The sequence below is a fragment of the Enterococcus larvae genome (assembly GCF_017830045.1).
In the GTDB taxonomy this organism is placed as follows: Bacteria; Bacillota; Bacilli; order Lactobacillales; family Enterococcaceae; genus Enterococcus_L; species Enterococcus_L larvae.
On the sequence record NZ_JAEDXU010000004.1, the window covers coordinates 74,323 to 90,053 of the forward strand.

The 15,731-nt window shown below is 40.2% G+C and carries 21 protein-coding genes; 2 read left to right on the plus strand and 19 right to left on the minus strand.

All coding sequences use genetic code 11. From position 1 onward, the window contains the following. Positions 1–33 precede the first annotated feature (33 nt). On the plus strand, positions 34–333 hold the full coding sequence (locus I6N96_RS08845) for a hypothetical protein (RefSeq protein WP_209557215.1): 300 nt from the start codon (positions 34–36) through the stop codon (positions 331–333). Positions 334–431: 98 nt separating this feature from the next. After that, positions 432–821: a hypothetical protein gene (locus I6N96_RS19940; protein ID WP_347339075.1), complete on the plus strand. Its 390-nt coding sequence runs from the start codon at positions 432–434 to the stop codon at positions 819–821. Positions 822–899: 78 nt separating this feature from the next. On the opposite strand, the gene I6N96_RS08855 is transcribed toward I6N96_RS19940, so the two are convergent. From I6N96_RS08855 to I6N96_RS08945, 19 genes are all read right to left on the minus strand, one after another. Next, positions 900–1,604 (minus strand): peptidoglycan amidohydrolase family protein, encoded by a 705-nt coding sequence (locus I6N96_RS08855; protein WP_209557216.1) that lies wholly within the window; start codon positions 1,602–1,604, stop codon positions 900–902. Beyond that, positions 1,591–1,779 carry a hypothetical protein gene (locus I6N96_RS08860; RefSeq protein ID WP_209557217.1) on the minus strand — a complete coding sequence of 63 codons (189 nt, stop codon included), beginning with the start codon at positions 1,777–1,779 and terminating at the stop codon, positions 1,591–1,593. Before I6N96_RS08860 ends, I6N96_RS08855 begins: the two co-directional genes overlap by 14 nt. Continuing rightward, complete coding sequence (locus I6N96_RS08865; RefSeq protein WP_209557218.1) at positions 1,779–1,988, minus strand: phage holin; 210 nt, start codon at positions 1,986–1,988, stop codon at positions 1,779–1,781. Before I6N96_RS08865 ends, I6N96_RS08860 begins: the two co-directional genes overlap by 1 nt. A 16-nt stretch (positions 1,989–2,004) precedes the next feature. Beyond that, positions 2,005–2,412: a hypothetical protein gene (locus I6N96_RS08870; protein ID WP_209557219.1), complete on the minus strand. Its 408-nt coding sequence runs from the start codon at positions 2,410–2,412 to the stop codon at positions 2,005–2,007. Positions 2,413–2,435: 23 nt separating this feature from the next. Further along, the gene (locus tag I6N96_RS08875) at positions 2,436–4,916 is read right to left on the minus strand and encodes a phage tail spike protein (RefSeq protein WP_209557220.1); all 2,481 of its coding nucleotides are present in this window, start codon (positions 4,914–4,916) and stop codon (positions 2,436–2,438) included. Continuing rightward, positions 4,916–6,415: a distal tail protein Dit gene (locus I6N96_RS08880; protein ID WP_209557221.1), complete on the minus strand. Its 1,500-nt coding sequence runs from the start codon at positions 6,413–6,415 to the stop codon at positions 4,916–4,918. Before I6N96_RS08880 ends, I6N96_RS08875 begins: the two co-directional genes overlap by 1 nt. Next, positions 6,415–9,048: a phage tail protein gene (locus I6N96_RS08885; RefSeq protein WP_209557222.1), complete on the minus strand. Its 2,634-nt coding sequence runs from the start codon at positions 9,046–9,048 to the stop codon at positions 6,415–6,417. Before I6N96_RS08885 ends, I6N96_RS08880 begins: the two co-directional genes overlap by 1 nt. A gap of 12 nt (positions 9,049–9,060) precedes the next feature. After that, the gene (locus I6N96_RS19945) at positions 9,061–9,291 is read right to left on the minus strand and encodes a DUF5361 domain-containing protein (RefSeq protein ID WP_347339076.1); all 231 of its coding nucleotides are present in this window, start codon (positions 9,289–9,291) and stop codon (positions 9,061–9,063) included. Between the two features lie 143 nt (positions 9,292–9,434). Further along, entirely contained in the window at positions 9,435–9,701 is a 267-nt protein-coding gene (locus tag I6N96_RS08895; RefSeq protein ID WP_245186906.1) for a hypothetical protein, read from the minus strand. Between the two features lie 37 nt (positions 9,702–9,738). Further along, entirely contained in the window at positions 9,739–10,686 is a 948-nt protein-coding gene (locus I6N96_RS08900) for a fibronectin type III domain-containing protein (protein ID WP_430650136.1), read from the minus strand. Next, entirely contained in the window at positions 10,586–11,149 is a 564-nt protein-coding gene (locus I6N96_RS08905; RefSeq protein ID WP_209557225.1) for a phage tail tube protein, read from the minus strand. Before I6N96_RS08905 ends, I6N96_RS08900 begins: the two co-directional genes overlap by 101 nt. A gap of 13 nt (positions 11,150–11,162) precedes the next feature. After that, positions 11,163–11,498, minus strand: coding sequence for a hypothetical protein (locus tag I6N96_RS08910; RefSeq protein WP_209557226.1), 336 nt, complete (start codon positions 11,496–11,498; stop codon positions 11,163–11,165). Beyond that, a complete protein-coding gene (locus tag I6N96_RS08915; RefSeq protein ID WP_209557227.1) occupies positions 11,499–11,738 on the minus strand; it encodes a hypothetical protein in 240 nt (79 codons plus the stop codon). Continuing rightward, positions 11,731–12,069 (minus strand): hypothetical protein, encoded by a 339-nt coding sequence (locus I6N96_RS08920; RefSeq protein ID WP_209557228.1) that lies wholly within the window; start codon positions 12,067–12,069, stop codon positions 11,731–11,733. The genes I6N96_RS08915 and I6N96_RS08920 overlap by 8 nt, the downstream gene beginning before the upstream one ends. Next, positions 12,029–12,451, minus strand: coding sequence for a phage Gp19/Gp15/Gp42 family protein (locus tag I6N96_RS08925; protein WP_209557229.1), 423 nt, complete (start codon positions 12,449–12,451; stop codon positions 12,029–12,031). The genes I6N96_RS08920 and I6N96_RS08925 overlap by 41 nt, the downstream gene beginning before the upstream one ends. A 4-nt stretch (positions 12,452–12,455) precedes the next feature. After that, a complete protein-coding gene (locus I6N96_RS08930; RefSeq protein WP_209557230.1) occupies positions 12,456–12,752 on the minus strand; it encodes a hypothetical protein in 297 nt (98 codons plus the stop codon). Positions 12,753–12,754: 2 nt separating this feature from the next. Further along, on the minus strand, positions 12,755–13,651 hold the full coding sequence (locus I6N96_RS08935; protein ID WP_209557231.1) for a phage major capsid family protein: 897 nt from the start codon (positions 13,649–13,651) through the stop codon (positions 12,755–12,757). A 6-nt stretch (positions 13,652–13,657) separates the two neighbouring features. Beyond that, on the minus strand, positions 13,658–14,134 hold the full coding sequence (locus I6N96_RS08940) for a capsid assembly scaffolding protein Gp46 family protein (RefSeq protein ID WP_209557232.1): 477 nt from the start codon (positions 14,132–14,134) through the stop codon (positions 13,658–13,660). 79 nt (positions 14,135–14,213) lie between these two features. Continuing rightward, entirely contained in the window at positions 14,214–15,623 is a 1,410-nt protein-coding gene (locus tag I6N96_RS08945; protein WP_209557233.1) for a terminase, read from the minus strand. Between the last annotated feature and the right edge of the window lie 108 nt (positions 15,624–15,731).

A 15,731-nucleotide genomic window follows, 5' to 3' on the forward strand; every position in this document is an offset into this window, starting at 1 on the left:
TCTATTATAAATCAAAACTAGGAGGAATACAAAATGAATACTGAACAAATAAATAGATTCCGTATTTTAGATTTAAGCACTGGTTGGGAAAATGTAACTGCCAAAGATGCCGCTATCCAAATGAAGGAATTGCGAGCAACTGCTGTAGATGTATTAAAATATGAAAAAGCTAATCACGTCATCTATGCAACGAAAGAATACAAGGGTAGCGACATCTTAATACGTAGAATTGCTCTTATTCCTTGTAATGATACTGAATTTGAGGTGTACGCAGGCAGGCAAACGGAGAATCACATCTTATTGGCAGTCCACAGCAAGGAGGTATTTAAATGAAACGATCAACAGGAGAAAAAATTACAGCCGCTACTATCGCTTTGATAGTAGTTACTGTTATACTCTTTATAGTAGAAAAATTTATGTAGGTGGATTATATGACAACTGATAAAAATAAGCAGACCGAAGCCAATAAGCGCTGGCAAGAGAAGAATAAAGAACGAGCTAAATACCTAAGTAATCGTTCACGTGCCCGCTCATTTATTCGAAACATGGCAGCTAAGGAAGACATAAAAGAGTTTAGAGAGTTACTTGATGAACGAGAAAACACACTAAAAAATCTATCAAGAAAGAAGGTAATTGACATGAAAGAAATATTTGAAAAGTATGGTATTAACATCGATTGGTTAGATGTTTTGGAAGAAGAAGGAAAAGTAAATTTAGGAAATCTCGATGACTTGTCAATTATTGATGAAATAAACGATTCTACCGATTACACCGCATATTTTAGCAATGACTTTGGCGGGGGAGTAGTCATTGAAAAATGATAAAAAACCGATCTCCGGCAAAAGAGATCGGTTTTTCTTTATGATAGATTTTGCCTGATTGCCAGCTGCTAATTTCTTTTATATCGCCTTACGCTTGCTAACTGCTAGTAAGCTATTTAGTTCCGAATCCGTTACTTTAACAACAGTGATATTTTTTCCGTGAATAGCTTTGTAAACATCCCCAATCGCTTTTGATTCGTCCGGATTAGCCAAGCCTTTTATTTCTGTTCCGTTGTAATAGTATTGAGCATTCCCTTTTTCTAAAATACATTCCATGTTGATTCCCTCCATATTTTCTATTTTATTGTTGTTTGCAGATCCTTCCCCGCTGGGACGCCACACCTCAATATAGTTCGGTCGCTGAACAGCGTAATAGTTATTCCAAACATGTTCCGAAACAGCTGTGCCTATGGTTCCACCAGTCCAATAATCAACACTGATAAATCTAGTCTGGTCTTTCATAACTCCGACATGACCGCCAGCACCACCACTGGTAGACATATCATTTCCCCAGCTCATTAAAATAATATCTCCTGCTTCTGCATCCCAATCTTGATTTACAGAAATACGCTTATAGCCATTCTTTTCAAAATATCCGGCTAGCGTGACTGTGCTGTAAAGATAATCATAGGGGACACCGCCAGCATCTCTTACAGCTTGTGTAATAGACCCTGAGCAATCTGCTGTACCGTCTGAGCCGTTACGGGAGCCGTACATCGAATAAGTCAGCTCGCCTTTCCGGTCGTCAAACCATGCAATTGTTTGCTGCCTACTTACTGTCATTTACAGCCACCTCGATCATGTCGTCAATTTCCTGATTGGTCATAGAGATATCAGGATTAGCAATGATAAAGGCGTTCACTTTCGCAAACGCCACTCTCTTTTTCCTCTCGTTGATCATGTCATCGTCATTCAATTCAGCAACAATTCTCTCGATCTCTTTTTTGATATCAGCCACTATTCATCATCTCCATTTCCATTGCGATAATTCACGCTTGATAAGCCTAGAATAGCACCTAAAAACGCCGTCACAGCATTCAATAACGTCACTGCGATTTCTGTATGTGTCCAATTCAAGCTGTTACCAACGGCGGCGATTAATACTGCCAAAGCCGGCATAACTGTTATTACAATCCATTTCAAATAATCATACGTTTTATTGTTCATCTTTATTTCTCCTTTTCTATTGGAATAGCAAGCGAATATATGGTGCAATCATCGCCCCAATAATCGAAGTAATCAAAACACCAATTACGCCACTAATGATTAAGCGTGTCATCCATTGCCTTCTTTCTGCTGTTGCTCTCAGTTCTGACTCGGCTCTTTCGGCACGCTCTCGCTCTTTTTCAATTTCCAAAGAAGCAAACTTGTTATCATGATTGAGGACTTTCTCAAGAACCGGAGACATCCCATTTTCAACCGCTTGTTGTATTGCCAAAGGCAAACCTACATTAGCGTCTTCCAGCGCATCTAAACGTTTACTATGCCTATTCAGGCGTTCTTCGTTAGCATTCGCTTGTTTTTCAGTAGCGCTGACTGTCTTCGTTAAATCAGTCCAGTCCTTATTTGTAATCTCTATTTTTTTATCCATGTTCCACCAACTATCATTATTTTTTATACAGGGTATATGTCATTTGTAAACCAAGAAGCAGAAGCAGAAAAAATAAACTGTCCAGCGCTGCTATTCGTGTATCTCATAGTTCCATCTGCATTAATATGAACAATCACAGGCGTTGAGATATTACTTTGGTTGTTTCTGTTTATAGTAACTGTCTCCGGCACACGAGGTCTATAACCCGTCGGTATTACTGCAGACAAAAGAATGTTCTCGTCTACACCAGTCCAATTTTTACTCGTTCTTGTGATCGAAAGAGTGACCATCTTTCCAATCCTTGTCAGATTAGCATTGATACCATAGGCAATTGTAAGTGTAGTTGAGTATAAAATTAGATCATCAACAGTCACTTGTCCTGTTTTCCCGCTTGCAGGAGAATTAAATAATATACCTCCCGAGAAGAGCTGCATTGCATCCGTTAGCGTACTTCCATCAGCAGCAAGCTGCCGGAGCATCACACCATTTTCACTGACATTGATATTTCCTGCTCCTGTAGTTGTAGCAGGATCTGACGTATTATATTGTGTGTATTCAACAGTAAACCTACCCTCGAATATCGAAGCAGTGCCCTTTCTGTAAATTGGCGCACCTGTTGTGATTGGTCGATCAAAAGGACTTGTTATTTCTGCACCCTCAAGTTTTTCAAACTTCCCATCGCTTACAGTCAAATTTTCAGCAAAAAAGTTATCAACAAAGAACTGGTGGATAACCCACGTTGAGCCATTCCATCTTTTGAGAGGTTCGCCCGGTTGTTGCCACAGCATACCTAAAACTTTTTCGGTTGGTTCATCTTCCTGATAGACAATACCCGCATCGCCCTTCTCGCCTTCTTTACCATCTGACCCTATTTTACTTACGCTATAGGCTGTTGTCTGAGCTTCATCCGTGAACGTTTGGGTTGTGCGTGTCCATAGGAATTGTCCCACTGGAACAACTGGTATATCTGTTTGCCAACCTTCGGATGGTTCTTCTGTTCCGCTTTCGCTTACTGCATATTCAATCACGCTTTCAGCAATACCTATGCCGTCATCGCCTCGTTGACCATCGTCAACATTTGATACAGTCGCCTCAGCTCCGCCAATCACTGCCCCTTGAGTATTTGTTGCTTCGAATCGATACAAAGCTCTTTCCATAACGTCAGAAGCGGAGACGGGCAGTGACTTGATATCTGTTAAATGCTGACCATCCTTAAACCACATGATGAAAAAGGAATCCGTTATATCTTCTACGCCATCCATGACACGAGCTGTAAGAGTTGTCTGTCCTTCTCCGTTTTTAAACACAATACCGTTGTCTGAAACAATCTGATAATCGTATTTTTTATTTGCATCGATTAGCTGCTGAACTTTAGCAAGCAAGGAAGAATCAATTTGGCTGCCGATTTCCTTGAAATTTGAGAAAGTCGTTTTGTTCTTGGATGGATCGGTAAACGATTCTACTTGCTCAATCACACGAGCTTCCATGATTAATGTAGGTTTGAACTTGTCACTTTCAACAGTCAATGTATCGCCAGGATTCGTATCGAAATAAGTATCTACCTCAAATTCCAGCTGCGGCACACAATTCTTTTTAAGTTCCGCAAGAGCTGCACCGTAAAGTGCCTCTTTCGTTGTGTATTCCGTTTCCCATCTTGTAGATATATATCTATCTGTTGAGCTGCTAGAGAACGAAGGAAAGCGATCACGAGCTAACGGCGCACGTATGATTGTATTATCAGTAAAGAACTCCACTCTCCCGTTTTCGTCGTGTTCAGTTCGGTTGTATCCAGATAAATTCAAACCGTCTTTTCCTACTGGCGTGATCGCTGTGTAAAGTTCCTTAATACTCTCTTTGCGTGTGATTGATTTAATCTCTTTTCCTATTCTCAACGTGATATTGGTTTTATCTTCTCCCATACCCTGACTAGTATCTGAATGCTCCCGATACACATCAATTGTGTGCTGCTTCAAACTGTAATCATCATTAAGCACAGTCACAAATTCTATTTCAGCACTAAAGACATTTGCTAGCGAATACAAACGAGCCAGCATTGATTGAGTCCCGTCCCATTCATACGAAATTCTTTTGTCTGATATCTCGTTAAGCCCTAATACCAAAGTCTTTTCGGGGTCAAATTTACTTAAATACTGAGTAAATGTCATTGATCCATCAGATTTATAAGCACTTCTCGTTTCATTGTTTAACTCAAGCGACAAACTGAACGCCATGATTGAAATTGAATATTCATTTTCTTGAGTGTCTATGATATTTAGCCAGTAGTCTTTCCCTTTCCAAATAAAAGCAAGTTTATTGCCAACTGTTAAAAATTGAACATCATCATTAGTTTTAGCTACTTCACAACTAAATACACTCGATCCTCCTTCTGCGAAACGGTTAATTGTGTCACTAGTATAATGGAGAGCATTTACTGCGCTATTATCTAAAATAGTCAACGTTTGAAGGTCAAGTGCATCTCTAACCATGATTCTTACATTTTCCATTAGATCCACGCCTCTCTTATTTCTGCTTTAGCTGACTCTATTTCGGTAAAATCCGATGCATAAAGTTGCACCTTCGTTTCGCCCGGTGGAGCTTTAAAATATTGTGTTCCTTTGATTTCGTCATCTAATGCAACAAGCCCGTTTGCGTATAGCTTAGTTTCATCGCCATTTACAACTACTTCTGAGTTAGCCGGGTAACGATTGGGAGTATCACGCCATTTATCAACATTCAGTTTTTGAAAAACTAGCTCCCTCAAGTAACATCTCGTAACAAATTGTGTTGTTATGTTTCTCGTTCCTAACTGACCAATATAAATGCCGATTTTTGCACATTCCTTATCAACAAGATCCGGAGCGGTTGCATTGAAACGTTGACCACGCCAAAATAGTTTTACGGTGGCGCCTTCTTTGATCACATCGGCTTTTCCTTCTGTACTTTTAAAAGGGTTTTCTGCAGTCACATTGGAGGGCGTGAAAGCATTGTTTCGATAAACGGCTGGATTAGAGCCGCCTATTTGAAAAAGAACTCTTGCAGTGTTTCCACTAGCATCTACCTTTTCGATGATATAAGAGCAGATCAGTTCATTATCTGCAGTAAAAAAGCTAATATTAACGCAACCAGTTTGCCCCATTAATCCCGTTTCAAACCAAGAATCAAAGAAGCAATAAAAGTTCTTAGCTCCTGCATGTCCCTCGCTATCCTCCGGAATATCAATCATTTTCATGCCGCCATGCCAACCGCCACCAGAACCGGCATTTCCTAATCTCAAAACTGGATAACCAGCAATTGTATCCTGAACCAACGTTCCATTGACAACTTTGTTCGAGTCTTGGGGATTCGTGCCGCTAAAATTAGGAAACGAGCTAAAACTCTTTGTTGAAATCAATTGCTCGTTTTTCTTATAAGGTTCCCCGTCCGCCTCGTCGATTTTTCCGAACTGCATCGCTCCATATTCGCTAACGATTCCGACGTAGCCGTTGTCTTTCGAGTTTTCTATTCGATAGGTAATTGGCACGCTTTCAGAACCTTCGTTCTGGATATCGAACTCAAGTATGCCTTCATCGTTTTCAGCAGCAGTAAACGACTTGATTACTGATGAATGAGCAGCAGCATCTGGTACCACCCATGTGATTGTGCCGCTGCCGTATGTTTTGCTATCTGAAAAAGGAATATCTCCCGAAGGAATAGCTAAATAAAATTTGTCTGGTTCGTCTCCAAAGATTAATTTTTTTGGTTCTTTCACGTCGAGGATTCTCGCTAGTTCTCTGCGCTTTTCAATGACACTATCCACTAATGAAAAAGGCATAGAAATAGAGCTTTCGTCGTTTGTAACTGACAAAAGCTCTTTCCCTCTGGTTTCTCCTAATTTCTGCATATTTAAATCTCGACTCGAACCGATTCCTCGATTAAACCCCGGCGAAACCGTTAGATAATCAGAAAGTTCGTGACCATCGAATTTTACCGATAACTTTTTCTTTAATGATATCAATTTTACCATTAAGTCCCACCTCTCACTGCACTAACAATATAACTTCTATTTTCGTTTGATTCTAAAACATATGGTGCGGTAGCATATCCGATTTCTTTTGGCGCATTTGGATAAAGATATACAGGTACTTTGATTTCTAAAGGCTGTTTTTCAACCGCTTTAGGATCAACCGGAGAAACACCGTTTCTATCGAATCCTTTTGAAATATCATACATAATATTTCTTTGCGTCTCTATGTTACCGAAAGAGGAAAGGTCATCTGATAACAAACCAGATACAACAGGTTCGGATATACTAAAACTATCCACTAACTCGTTAGCCATATCAGAAACAGTCGATTTCACAACTTTGAATTGATCTTGTAACCCTTTATTTAAACCGTCCATTATTGCGTTACCGGCTGGGATCAATAATTTTTTATCGTAAGAAATAGGTCCTTTATTTTTGGCTATCCAATCAGCAATACCTCCGACAAAGTCTGTAACTGCTCCCCAAGCAGCTTTTAAGCCACCGAGAAAGCCATCCATTATTGCTCTACCAGCACCACTAATATCTATATTTTTTAAACTATTAAATACATTTTTTACACCGTCGATTATCCCTGTAATTTGAGAACCCACACTGGATACAACATTTCCCATACCTGAAAATCCACTTCCGACAGCTGTTAGCACACCTTGTATTATATTGCCTGCTGCTGAAATCACAGATTGAATGACACCCCAAACACTTGAAATAAGCCCGCTGAGTATGCTGCCGGCATTCCCAAGTGAACTAAAGAATGTTTTTATCCCATTAATCACACTAGAAATAATCGTTCCTGCAGTCGATATAGCTGTTTGGATATTCGTCCAAGCGCTTGATAACATTCCGCTCAAGCCTCCGCCTACTGATCCCAAATTCGCAAATAACCCGATGACAACACCGACCCATTCTGCAATTGTTTGAAAAACAGGCAAACACGCTTGAAATACACCTACTAAGAACTCTACAACAGGTGTCAAAAATTGAACTGCAACTGCAATCATATCAAACACTGCAGAAACTCCCATCAATACCCCTTTGAACACGCCGCCTAAAAACGAAGCTACAACCTGTAAAACAGGCATTAATAATTCAGCAAGCGCCGAAATAAACGGCTGTGCAGCGTTCCACATATTAACAAATGATTCTATCAGTTGATCAATCGCAGGTGCTACAATCGCCATCATGGTTTCAAACGCTGCTGTTATCGCTGGGATCACTGCTGCTGCAAATGCTTGTATCCCGCTGAAATCTAACTGCGTTATCGCTTCGCCTACTTTTTCGACAATAGGAGTGACAGCATTAATTATCGTGCTTAACAACGCTGGTATTTGGCTTAAAACGGTTCCTAACGTTTGAACTACGACAGGGGTTAAATTGGCAAAAATATTTGTCCATCCACCTACAACCGCAGAACCTAAACCAACCAAATCAGTACCAACCTGTTGCATACCAGTAGAAAACTCTCTTACCATGTCTCCGAAATGTTCGCTGAGTGTAGCAATCTCTTTCCAAAGAGATCTGGGCATCATCTCGGTAAAAGCATCTCTTAATCCTATGATATCCCCTTTATATCCACCAAACAGTCCCGAGAACGCTTTAAACGAATCCCATATCAGCCTTACTTTCTCCATAGAGTCTGCCAGTCCGTCAAATACAGGAGTAGATCCTCCAAACGAACTAAATAACTCGCTAAATGCTTCTTGAGCATATGGTATTGATTCCCTAATAAAGGTCGCTATTGCACTCGGTAATGTCTTCAATATATTACCTACCATTGGGAAAAAGTTTTGAAATAAAAACGTAGAGGTTGTTTCTGCTAAAGCCTGCAATGAAGGGGCTATATCTCTACCTAATGATAAATTACCGAGAACATTAGAAAAAGCCGCCTTCATTGAGGCAAGCGCTCCTGAAAAAGTCTCTGCCGACTCTTTCGCTGTCGTCCCTGTAATGTCTAGTTCCCCTTGAATAGCGTGAATTGCATTGTATACATCTGCAAGGTTGTTGATATCATACTTAACTCCCGTTAATTTTTCAGCGTCGGCAAGCAACCTTTCCATTTCTGTTTTAGTCCCGCCGTAACCTAATTTCAAGTTATCAAGCATAGTGTAGTTTTGTTTTGCGAATCCTTGGTATGCGTTTTGTATATCTTGCATACTCGTTCCCATTTTATTTGCATTATCAGACATATCAATTAACGCCATGTTTGCCGTGTCTGCTGCCGCTTCGGTGTCTCCGCCTAACGACTGCAGCAGACTTGCGCTAAAGCTCGTCACGCTCTCCATGTAGTCGTTAGCTGACAATCCAGCAGTCTTGTACGCTTGATCTGCATATTTTATAACTTTATCGGCGCTTCCCTTGAAAAGTGTTTCGATACCCCCGAGCGATTGTTGAAGGTTTGCTCCTTCTGTTAACGATGAAGAGATCGCTTTTCCTAATGTCGCCCCTACTGCCGCCACCGCTGCTACTGCTGCTATTTTCAAACCTGTTCCGATTCGACTACCTGCAGACTGCCCGGCTGCTTCCGCTTCTGGATCTAGCTGCCCTTGAATCGCTCCTGATAACCCTCTCGCAGACGGCACGATTTGAACATACGCCTTACCTAGCTCTGTTGCCACATCCCTTCCCTCCTAACCTTCTAAAATTTTTCGCCTTGCCTCTTTGAAATCCTCGCTAGAATTAAATACGATTTCACTTTTTTCGACTGGTGGCTTTCCGTTAAGCGAATCTAAAATGAATGTAGGTTTATTTTTCCCGCTTTGTCCATCCTTCGTTCCAGACCAGATAAGCACGCTTAACCGATCAGCAATACCCGCAAGCAATGCATCTTCTAACGGGACGACTTGATTGTTTATTTTCATTTTGATCCTTGAGTTTTCCCTTAAACCACAAGAAAAAACAGCTGCCTTTGTCGGAGGCAACTGTTTGTAATCGTAAATTTGATACGTTTCGGCAAGGTCACAAATTAATGCATCCTCATCTATACGAATCATCCCAGCAAGGATTAAGAGTTTTTTGTTAATTTTTGGTTTTGGAAAATTTCTGTGATCTCTTCTGATAATTTTTCGATTGGGACAATCCCATCCTCTGTACGTAGATGGTCTTTTAATTTATTTGTCTGTTCTTTGCCTAGTAACAACTTCACAACTTTCGGCATGGCAGAAGCATTTTCTTCTGATTCTCCAATAGCTTCTAACAATTCATAATTTTCCAAACGTTCTCTTTGGATTTGGTAGCTGAATCCTGATTTTGTTTTTCCTGTAATAATCATAATATTTCCTCCCAAAGTAAGAAGACTAGCTAAAGAGCTAATCTTCTTCTACTAAAAATGTTATATCCAAACTCGGATAATCAATACTTACTGCACTTGCTTTTGTCGCATCGCTTGCTGCTGTGTAAGCAATCACGCTAATAAAACCTTGATCATCAATGTTTGCAGCATCTATTGTTTCGGTTGCTTGCTTTACAGTAGTTCCCGAAACAACTGCTGAACCTGTCCATGATGCAGAAATGCTCCAATAACGAACAGCCATATACGTGCTGCTTGGTGCTGATCCATACCCCCACACATTATTAATAATCGTGATAATCTCTGTTCGTGCTACTATAATTTTTTCCTCAATAGTAGTCGCTCCACGACTGCTAAAATAATCACTGTCATAGCGTTCAATCGCTTCTATCACATTGTATTTAAATTTAAATTGTGCGATATGTGCGCTTGCAGTCGCTGCAGTCGCTATTGATTGAACAACCTCGTCTAAATCAGAAATCCTGCTATAATTAGAACTTCCAGTCGATCCTAATTCAATCCACGCTGCACTTGGCAATTGCACACTCGCACTTTGCCAAATATAAAAAGCGCTATGCGGGTTTTCCACTACACTTCCAGTTGTTTTATTTTTGAAATCGCAAGTGACTGTCACTTCTTCGTATGTGATCTCTTTTGTTTTGAATGTTACTTCGTCACTCTCTCCGCCTCGGTTCTTAACTTTTACAGCATATTCAGTATTGCTACTCAAATTATTTACAATATATGGAGACGATACATTTTCAGCGATCACTATGTCATTTAGTGAGACATCCCCGTTATCGCCTAACCATGATAATGTTGCGCTATCTTTAGCTATGTTAGTCACGGTTAGGCTTTGGGGAGGCTTAGGGGGTTGGCGTAGGTTTTTGAATGTACTCATAGTGAGTATTTCCATCTTCATCTGGAACAGCTGCCAATGTCGTTTCATAGCCGATAGGATCTGCATCCGTGTACGTGATTTCCCCTAGTTCCGATACTTTCCCACTTGGGATAACAATCCGTTTCAAAATCCCCCCCTTTAAAACCATATCAACGATAATAACGTGTTCTTCTAACGGCGTTGAATTTGCTTTGATAGCAATGCCGTTTTCCAAATCTCCCGTGACATTATCTTTTCCGTATACTTCTTTTAATACATCCACATTTGTAGATTCAATTAGTGTATAAGTAAATGCATCGGCTTTCTCCGTTTCTACTGATCCGACGATATCGCCGCCCCATGCTTTCAGGTCTTCACTCGACATTGAGTTCGCATTAGTCATGCCATCCTCTGACACGTACCCAAGACTTTTAAAAGCTGCATCTAATTCCGCCACTGCAGTTGTAGGTAATGTTGTTCCTAGAGGTGCCGAAAAAATAGCGCCTCCGATCTTCGGTTTTGCTGTTGAAACGTTTTCTGCTTTTGACATTTATAATTCCCTCCTAATAATGATTGATATCAAATACTGCTTGATATCTGTACTCTTTCATTGTTGTATCCGTGTAATTGTAGTCACTGTTTAAGCGAATACCGCTTATTCCATCAAGGGTAATCATATCCTCGATAACACTCTTTAATTCTTCATTTAGCTTCGCAGCTTCATACATAGACTCCGCATAACTTTGAAAAGCGAATGTTGATGACGGTAAAAAATTACTCTTTCCGCTACCAGTTTTTTCAAAGAGAACATATCTCTCTGGCAGTTCCTCCGGACGTTCTAAAAAAGGCGGTACAGATAAATGACTATCAAGAAATTGTTTAATCACGATTTCGATCATTTAACGTACCGCCTTTAAAATTGTATTGTTTTTCACGTTGTCTCTTTTTGCTCGATATGTTGCTGCGCTGACCATCGCATTTGCCCGATTCTGTCCGACGTATATATCTTGTTCGTATCCATCTCCACAGCGATTGCGTATATCTGTAGCCTTATCTGTGAGTACCTTCTGCATAGCATCGGATTTCAGCAACTCAGCAATACCGCCTCGATTCAACTCAAACCCTTTCTTATTACTCATAACGTTCCACCATCACTTTCTTATTCCAATCAAGCGGGATCAATTCCTCAATACCTTCAAGAGGAATCCCGAATGTTCGCCAACGGTTACCGAAAAACAATACTTCCTTATCTTCCCATTCGTTCTGATCACTCTTGGGAATGGCTAATGTATATACAGCTTTCTTACCTGTAAGGTTTTGCTGGTTTACCACATCGTCAGAAGACGTCGGACTAATAAGAACATTATCAATATCAATCGGCTTATCTTCATATATCGGCTTACCAAATGGATCAACTCCCACTTTTACTTTACCTATTAGTTGTATGGTTATGCCTTTTATCTTTGTCATAAAAATCAATCACTCCGTATCTTTGCCTGCGAAGCCCTAAGCGGTTAAGTTCAGAAGTTTTTATAAACAATCCTCCACCCGGTACAAGATAAGATCCTGACCAAGAGTAGCCATTTGCGCTCTCGGCTGTCTGTGTCATTGGCTCTTGATCAGTCGAAGTCATAAGAGTACGAGCGACCACATCAACGGTTACAGAACGCACTACGTTCGCAAACGTAGGACGCTCTGTAACCATCTCGTCTAAATCTCTTTTGACTTTGAACGCTTCTTCTCTTAACGAATCAGAAACAACAGAAAGCAGCGCCGTCGCTCTTTCAACTTCATCGGCTTTAAGTGGTCGCCACAACCTCCCTATATCTTCTAACGTAGCAAAATCACTCATGAGATCACTCTCCTTGCTGCATCATCAAATCATATAATCTTTTTTCGCCCCATCGCTTGTCATACTTAACGTCAAATGCATCAAGTTCTTTCATGATTTGCTCTTTAGTGATTCCGTCAGGAATAGAGCCTACTTTTTCTTCGATTTGCTCCGGCTTTTCGTTAGCAGGTTCTTGAGTATCCATTGAAACTGATTCTTTTTTTACTTCCACAAATTCTTGATTAAGCGGAATCCAATTGCCGCCAGAAATAACACAGGGGCTACTAAAAGTAGCCCCTGTTTTCGTATTTTTATATTCCATGTTTATTCCCCTCCTGCAGGTTTGATGATGCGAGCAAATGAATTTTCATCTAAAATGCCCCATCCTAAGAATGTTTCTGAACGTAGATATACTTGGTTGTATCCTTTCAAATCTTGCCCGCTGTTGTCCGGATCGCCGTATTTAATTACTTCTAATGTGATTTCTTTTGCAAACCCCCATTGGAAATAGTTTGCAAAATCGCCAATAATCGCAACGTCATTCGTTCCGCCGGCAACAGTGTCGTTTATATCAGCTGCCAGCCCGTTGATAGATCCCGGATTAGCTCCCCAAGCCAGCTCGGGGAATAAACGTATATTAGTATCTCCGCCGGTGCGCATTGCTGCTAATGCAGCCGAAAAAGCAGTATCAGCTGCTAATCCTGTAATTTTCCCTTTTTCCCCTTGGATCATCGCTACTGCAGCTTCGATATTTGTGTCTGGATCTGTTTGCAAGAAATCTACTGTTTGAGTTACTTTACTGTCGAAGTTGTTTTCGCCGATAACCGTCGAAGCTGTGCCGCTTCGTGGGTTAATCCCATGAAAAGCCATTAGATCAATACCACGTGCCAGCTTTTTAGCATAGCCCTCATTGAAACCTTTAACAATATCGATTTTCCGTTCATCTGACGAATAAATAAACTCATCAGAAACACGTGCTCCGTATTCCACTTTAATAGGAACCATCCTAACCGGTGCAATCGATACCCCGCCATGACTTTTTTTACCGTTTTCTGCTACAACGTCAATTTCAGAATCCATAGAAAAAACAAATTGCGTTGTCCCGTCAAACGGGATTGCCTCTTGCTTAGAAAGAATCGCTAAAGAGCTTTTCCCTTTCACTTTGTCGATTAGATCCGTTACCAATTCCGGATCAAACAAACTTCCTCTTGATAATGTCATAATAAATTATTCTCCTTCTGTATTCAGATTTTCCAATAATGATTTATAGGCTCTATCTTTTCCGCTGCCTAAATTTTGCTCAGTGTTCCTCAGTGGTGCCGGTGTCTGTTGTTTTACAACAAAAGCAGATAAACGCTCTGCATCCGCTTTTATAGACTCTTCATCAGTACCTACTAGTCTGCCTGCGAGATCATAAGGTAAACCACTCTGCAATGCGATTCGTGTACGTAAATTTGCTGTTTCATAGCCAGCAACCGTTGTATTTAATTCGCTTAATTGCTTTTCGTAGTCTGCAGTACTTGTTTTCAACTCTTCGATAGTCGATTGCAAAGTGCCTATCTGTTTTTCTAGATCCGCATTACGTGTTTTAATTTCATCGTAATCAGAATACTGCTTTTCCGTTGATTCCTTTTTACGATTCAATCTCTCCTGAATAATCCGGTCTAGTTCCTCTTGTGTTTCAATTGCTTTAAATCCTGACATAATAAACGTCCTTTCCCAGCTTTCCCGGCTGTATCGGTAATTTTTTTGTATTAAAAAAGCGGCTCTAAAATAGAGTCGCTTAATACCTAACTTGTTGTTTTTTCTTAGGCTTTGTATTGCTACAAGACCAATATGCTAATAAAGCACTATCCATTAAACTAATGTCCATATCGTCAAACTGTGACTTATACCCGAATCCACCATTAGTTCCTATATTCCGTTTTTCGCAATTAGTTACAACTGTTGTTAATGATGCTTGATCCATATGACAGATATTTTTTTGATAAATACCTTGCTCCCATGACGAGTTAGCAACAATAATTTCTTTTACTGTTGGAAATATTGGCACTTTTAATTTAAAATCGTTCATTTCCGCAGCGAGCATATTTTGCCCAGCTGCTCCATCAACTACAACACTAGCAACATCAGCATTTTTCAAGAATGTTATTATCCATTGATTCCCGTTTCTTATTGATTGACAATCAATAGTTTCAACAAACACCTTCCCCGATAGAGTGCGAACTGCAATGCTCATAGAAACATTTGTCCCATCGTTTCCATATTTGATTCCGACAAAGAGCTGCCCTTTTAAAATCGGTAAAGATTGAACTTTCAACCTTCGCCATTCGCCTTCTGAAATAGCTGATTTCTGGTTATATTTCGCCCAATATCCAAGACGTTGAATATTATGATCTAACTTATCATCGCCCAGCTCAGCTTCAATTTTTCTCTCATTCAAGTGATATCCCATTGATGGATTAGAATTATACCAAGCCTCTACATCGTGAATATCCTTTTCTTCATCCACTGACCATTCAGCCCATCCTGAGTATTTTGAAGTGCCGAACAAAACTTTATCACGATATTTTGCGGATACTGTTCCCGACGAAACTGTCGTTTGTGGAGTACCACACATGATAGTCATAGGATTATCGCTATCTGTTACCGTATACTTCAAGGCTGACTCTTGCTCCGTTGTGTACTCTTGCGCTTCATCAATAATTAATAAATCAAAACCTTCTCCAAGCCCTCCGGACGACGTTCTAGTTCTGAATTGAATCACTCCGCCGCTTTTATACAACTCCAATCGTTCCTGCCCTTTGGCTTTTATTGAGTTGAAATCATCGCCTTCAACATACCCCATATCCTCAAGGTACTTTTTCATCTTCTCAAACGACGAATGGGACGTGCTGATCCTGTGGGCTGTATGCAATATATTTAGCCCTTCTTCTAATGCCCAAAGTTCGACAATATACACGACTTCTGTTTTACCGTTACGTCTCGGAATAGAGAAACCGTATTTTTGATGAATCCACAAACCGTCATCATCAATTGCCATGATAGGTTCCAGTAAATTAATCTGCCATTCATAACATTTACGTCCAGTTTTTTCATAATAGTCAATTGCTTTCTGACATAAGCTATGTTTATATGGAAGAATTACCGATTGAGTAGGATGCTGATTACCAAATCTAACTTTAGTAGTCATATTTATCCCCTTTCAATCTTCTTAAGCATGATAACCCTGTCGCTGGGCGATTTCTTTTTAAAATACCGTTTTTTCGAATGTTTGTTTTAAGTGATTGATATTTCCTGT

Bases quoted from the DNA above. Each gene is read 5' to 3' on its own strand.
- I6N96_RS08845 (WP_209557215.1), top strand. From the start codon at position 34: ATGAATACTGAACAAATAAATAGATTCCGTATTTTAGATTTAAGCACT.
- I6N96_RS19940 (WP_347339075.1), top strand. From the start codon at position 432: ATGACAACTGATAAAAATAAGCAGACCGAAGCCAATAAGCGCTGGCAA.
- I6N96_RS08855 (WP_209557216.1), bottom strand. From the start codon at position 1,604: ATGACAGTAAGTAGGCAGCAAACAATTGCATGGTTTGACGACCGGAAA.
- I6N96_RS08865 (WP_209557218.1), bottom strand. From the start codon at position 1,988: ATGAACAATAAAACGTATGATTATTTGAAATGGATTGTAATAACAGTT.
- I6N96_RS08870 (WP_209557219.1), bottom strand. From the start codon at position 2,412: ATGGATAAAAAAATAGAGATTACAAATAAGGACTGGACTGATTTAACG.
- I6N96_RS08875 (WP_209557220.1), bottom strand. From the start codon at position 4,916: ATGGAAAATGTAAGAATCATGGTTAGAGATGCACTTGACCTTCAAACG.
- I6N96_RS08880 (WP_209557221.1), bottom strand. From the start codon at position 6,415: ATGGTAAAATTGATATCATTAAAGAAAAAGTTATCGGTAAAATTCGAT.
- I6N96_RS19945 (WP_347339076.1), bottom strand. From the start codon at position 9,291: ATGAAAATAAACAATCAAGTCGTCCCGTTAGAAGATGCATTGCTTGCG.
- I6N96_RS08895 (WP_245186906.1), bottom strand. From the start codon at position 9,701: ATGATTATTACAGGAAAAACAAAATCAGGATTCAGCTACCAAATCCAA.
- I6N96_RS08900 (WP_430650136.1), bottom strand. From the start codon at position 10,686: ATGCAGATCCTATCGGCTATGAAACGACATTGGCAGCTGTTCCAGATG.
- I6N96_RS08905 (WP_209557225.1), bottom strand. From the start codon at position 11,149: ATGTCAAAAGCAGAAAACGTTTCAACAGCAAAACCGAAGATCGGAGGC.
- I6N96_RS08910 (WP_209557226.1), bottom strand. From the start codon at position 11,498: ATGATCGAAATCGTGATTAAACAATTTCTTGATAGTCATTTATCTGTA.
- I6N96_RS08915 (WP_209557227.1), bottom strand. From the start codon at position 11,738: ATGAGTAATAAGAAAGGGTTTGAGTTGAATCGAGGCGGTATTGCTGAG.
- I6N96_RS08920 (WP_209557228.1), bottom strand. From the start codon at position 12,069: ATGACAAAGATAAAAGGCATAACCATACAACTAATAGGTAAAGTAAAA.
- I6N96_RS08925 (WP_209557229.1), bottom strand. From the start codon at position 12,451: ATGAGTGATTTTGCTACGTTAGAAGATATAGGGAGGTTGTGGCGACCA.
- I6N96_RS08930 (WP_209557230.1), bottom strand. From the start codon at position 12,752: ATGGAATATAAAAATACGAAAACAGGGGCTACTTTTAGTAGCCCCTGT.
- I6N96_RS08935 (WP_209557231.1), bottom strand. From the start codon at position 13,651: ATGACATTATCAAGAGGAAGTTTGTTTGATCCGGAATTGGTAACGGAT.
- I6N96_RS08940 (WP_209557232.1), bottom strand. From the start codon at position 14,134: ATGTCAGGATTTAAAGCAATTGAAACACAAGAGGAACTAGACCGGATT.
- I6N96_RS08945 (WP_209557233.1), bottom strand. From the start codon at position 15,623: ATGACTACTAAAGTTAGATTTGGTAATCAGCATCCTACTCAATCGGTA.